The following is a 3,629-nucleotide window of genomic DNA, read 5'->3' on the forward strand; positions in this document are numbered from 1 at the left end:
CGCGCGGCGCGCGCCTTCCTCGCCGCCGACCCGGTGCTGGGGCCGGTGGTGCGGCAGGTGGGCGCCATCACCCTCCGCCCCCTGCAGCGCGAGCCCTATGAGGCGCTGGTGCGCGCCATCGCCCACCAGCAGGTGCATGGCCGCGCGGCGGAGGCGATGCTGAACCGCCTGCTGGCGCTGTTCCCCGGCCAGGATTTCCCGCACCCCGAGGGCGTGCTGGCCCTGCCGGAGGAGGCGCTGCGCGGCTGCGGCTTCTCCGGCGCCAAGGTGGCCGCCATCCGCGACATCGCGCTCAAGACGGTGGGCGGCCTCGTGCCCACCCGCCGCGCCGCCGCCCGCCTGCCGGACGAGGCGCTGATCGAGCGGCTGGTGGCGCTGCGGGGCGTCGGCCGCTGGACGGTGGAGATGCTGCTGATCTTCACCCTGGGCCGGCCGGACATCCTGCCGGTGGATGATTTCGGCGTGCGCGAGGGCTACCGCCTGGCCACCGGTGCCGACGCCCAGCCCAAGCCCAAGGCGCTGGCCGCGATCGGCGAGGCCTGGGCGCCGCACCGCTCCGCCGCCGCCTGGTATCTCTGGCGCGCGGCGGATCTCGCCAAGGAAGGCCGCTTCAAGGCCCCCGCCGCCATTTGATTCTTTCGGGCTGCCGCCGTCGGGGGACGAGGCGGGGCGCGGCACGGGGCGCGCCGGGCCCTGTCCGGCCGGGCACAGGCGCGGCGCCGGGCCGAACGCGATCCCATCGCGCCCATGACCGGCAGCCGAAAAAAATCAGGAGGCGGGAGCGGAGAGGAAGGCGGCGACCGTGGCCGCGAAAGGCTCTGGCTTCTCGGCGTGGAGCCAGTGGCCGGCACCCTTCACGGTCGCGAAGCGCACGGCGGGGAACAGGCCGCGGAACAGCGGGCGGTGCTCGGCGCGGATGTAGTCGGAGGTCTCGCCCGACATCGCCAGGGTCGGCCCCTCATAGCGCGCGCCCTGCGGCAGGGGCGGCGCCGCCTCGATCACCGGCAGGGCGGCGGCGATGGCCGCCAGCCCGTTGCGCCAGGCCGGCGGCGTGGCGCCGAACTCCAGGTTCTGCAACAGGAAGCCGCGCACGCCGGGGCTGGGCACGGCGGCGGCCAGCGCCGCGTCGGCCTCGCGCCGCGTCAGGCCGGGGCGCAGTTCGAGGGCCCGCATCGCCTCGGCATAGGGGCGGAAGGCGGGCGGGTAGTCCACGGGGGCGATGTCGGCCACGATCAGCCGGGCGACGCGCGCCGGCTCGGCCAGCGCCAGCGTCATCGCCACCTTGCCGCCCATCGAATGGCCGAGCAGGTGGAATGTCTTTTCGGCGGCCAGCGTCTCGGCCACATCCGCCGCCATGGAAGGGTAGTCCATGCGCGCATCATGCGGCGAGCCGCCATGGTTGCGCAGGTCGAGCGCGATGACGCGGAAGCGGGTGGCCAGCATCTTCTGCACGGCGGCAAAATTCTGCGCCTGGCCGAACAGCCCGTGCAGCAGCACCAGCGGCGGCCCCGCCGCCTCGCCCAGGGTGATGGCGCGCAGCCGCATCCCGCTTCCCTTCAGCCGCGCGTGGCGACGATGACGCTGGCGCCGATCAGCGCGCCGCCGATGATGACGTCCCAGCCCACCGGCTCGCCCAGCCAGATGGTCGAGACGATGACGCCGATCGCCGGCGCCAGCAGGAACCCCACCGAGGAGACGGCCCCCGGCAGGCGGCGCCCGGCCTCGATCACCGCCCAGGTGCCGATGGGCGCGACGATGCAGCCGATCAGCGCCGCGTGCCACAGCGCGCCGCGGCCGATGCCGCCCTCGGGCTCCATCAGCAGGGCCATCGGCAGCAGGATCACCGCGCCCAGCAGGAAGCACCAGGGCAGGTTGTCCAGCATGGTGGTGCGCGGCGCGTAGCGGCGGGTGACGATGATGGCGCAGGACCAGAGCAGCGCCGCCACCAGCAGCATGGCATGGCCGAGCAGAATGCCCGGGTCGCGCCAATCCACCGCCCACGGGCCGGTCAGCGCGGCGACGCCGGCCAGGCCCAGCCCGGCGGCGGCCCAGCGGCGGGGCGAGACCTGCTCGCCCAGCAGCAGCACCGACATCGGCACCAGCCAGTAGATGGTGACATTGGCCAGCACCGCGGTGCGGCCCGCCGGCACCAGCGCCACCGCCAGATGCGTCAGCGCGAAGAAGCCGCCCAGCTGCAGCAGGCCGACGCCGAGCACCGCCGGCCAGTCCTGCCGCGCCGGGAAGCGCAGCTGCCCGAACAGGGCGAGCCCGACGCCGGAAACCAGCGCGCCGAGCAGGGTGCGCGACACGGCGAACCACAGCGGCGTGGCATCCGCCAGCGCCGCCTTGGTGATGGGCCATGCACCGCCGAACAGCGTGACCGCGATCAGCAGCAGGCGCAGATCGGCCAGACGCAGCATCTCAGCCTTGTTTCGAGAGATCGAGCATGATCTTGCCGATATGCGTGCTGCTCTCCATCAGCGCATGCGCCTCCGCCGCGCGGGCGAAGGGGAAGACGCTGTGGATCACCGGCCCGGCCTCGCCGCGCGCCAGCAGCGGCCACACCCTGGCCTCCAGCTCGGCGGCGATGGCGCCCTTCTCGGCCGTCGTGCGCGGCCGCATGGTGCTGCCGGTGACGGTCAGGCGCTTGACCATGATCGGCCGCAGATCGACCTTCTCCGCCTCGTGCCCGCTGAGGAAGGCGATGATCACCAGGCGTCCATCCTTGGCCATGCAGCGCAGATTGCGCTGGAAGTAGTCGGCGCCCACCATGTCGAGCAGCACGTCGACGCCGCGCCCGTCGGTCAGGCGCTTCACCTCCTCGACGAAATCCTGCGCCTTGTAGTCGATGGCGGCGTCGGCGCCCAGCTTCAGCATCGCCTCGCATTTGGCGGCGCTGCCGGCGGTGGCCAGCACCCGCGCGCCGAACGCCTTGGCCAGCTGGATGGCGGTGACGCCGATGCCCGAGGTGCCGCCATGGATCAGCACCGTCTCGCCGGCGGCCAGCCGGCCGTGGCCGAACAGATTCGCCCAGACCGTGAAATAGGTCTCCGGCAGCGCGGCGGCGCGCAGCGCGTCGAAGCCCGCCGGCCAGGGCAGGGTCTGCGCCTCGGGCGCGGTGCAGTATTCGGCATAGCCGCCGCCATTGGTCAGCGCGCAGACGCGGTCGCCGACCTTCCAGCGGGTGACGGCGGCGCCCGCCGCCACCACCTCGCCCGCGACCTCCAGGCCGATCACTGGGCTGGCGCCGGGCGGCGGCGGATACAGCCCCTTGCGCTGCTGCACATCGGGGCGGTTGACGCCGGCCGCCATGACACGGATCAGCACCTCGTCCTCGCGTGGGGCGGGCAGCGGACCGGTCTGCGGCACCAGCACCTCCGGCCCTCCGCCCTGGCCATGGGCGATCAGGGTCATCTGCTGTGGCAGGTCGGTCATGCGGGTCGTTTCCTTGTCGGCGGGGCTGTGGCAGGGTCGCGCGAAGGGTCGGCGCCCGGCCGCCTTCCGTCAAGCCAAGCACGAGCATGTCACGATGATGCACCCGTCCGGTCGCGCGGCGGCGAGCCCCCGAGAGGCCGCGACAGGCACCCCCCGGGGCACCACCCGGCGCGGCCTGCTGCTGGGCGCCGGCG

4 protein-coding genes are annotated in these 3,629 nt (G+C 73.8%); 1 reads left to right on the top strand and 3 read right to left on the bottom strand.

Annotated elements, in window-relative coordinates:
* A partial coding sequence (locus HMPREF0731_RS03810) for a DNA-3-methyladenine glycosylase family protein (RefSeq protein ID WP_007002704.1) occupies nt 1–633 on the top strand: 633 nt, incomplete at its 5' end.
* A 135-nt stretch (nt 634–768) separates the two neighbouring features.
* On the opposite strand, the gene HMPREF0731_RS03815 is transcribed toward HMPREF0731_RS03810, so the two are convergent.
* The 3 genes from HMPREF0731_RS03815 to HMPREF0731_RS03825 are packed head-to-tail and all read right to left on the bottom strand — an operon-like array spanning nt 769 to nt 3,435.
* The gene (locus tag HMPREF0731_RS03815) at nt 769–1,545 is read right to left on the bottom strand and encodes an alpha/beta fold hydrolase (protein WP_007002705.1); all 777 of its coding nucleotides are present in this window, start codon (nt 1,543–1,545) and stop codon (nt 769–771) included.
* A gap of 11 nt (nt 1,546–1,556) precedes the next feature.
* Entirely contained in the window at nt 1,557–2,420 is an 864-nt protein-coding gene (locus HMPREF0731_RS03820; RefSeq protein ID WP_007002706.1) for a DMT family transporter, read from the bottom strand.
* A 1-nt stretch (nt 2,421) separates the two neighbouring features.
* Complete coding sequence (locus tag HMPREF0731_RS03825) at nt 2,422–3,435, bottom strand: NAD(P)H-quinone oxidoreductase (RefSeq protein WP_007002707.1); 1,014 nt, start codon at nt 3,433–3,435, stop codon at nt 2,422–2,424.
* Nucleotides 3,436–3,629 lie beyond the last annotated feature (194 nt).

Origin of the sequence: Pseudoroseomonas cervicalis ATCC 49957 (genome assembly GCF_000164635.1) — a bacterium.
Classification (GTDB): domain Bacteria; phylum Pseudomonadota; class Alphaproteobacteria; order Acetobacterales; family Acetobacteraceae; genus Pseudoroseomonas; species Pseudoroseomonas cervicalis.

Bases quoted from the DNA above. Each gene is read 5' to 3' on its own strand.
- HMPREF0731_RS03815 (WP_007002705.1), bottom strand. From the start codon at position 1,545: ATGCGGCTGCGCGCCATCACCCTGGGCGAGGCGGCGGGGCCGCCGCTG.
- HMPREF0731_RS03820 (WP_007002706.1), bottom strand. From the start codon at position 2,420: ATGCTGCGTCTGGCCGATCTGCGCCTGCTGCTGATCGCGGTCACGCTG.
- HMPREF0731_RS03825 (WP_007002707.1), bottom strand. From the start codon at position 3,435: ATGACCGACCTGCCACAGCAGATGACCCTGATCGCCCATGGCCAGGGC.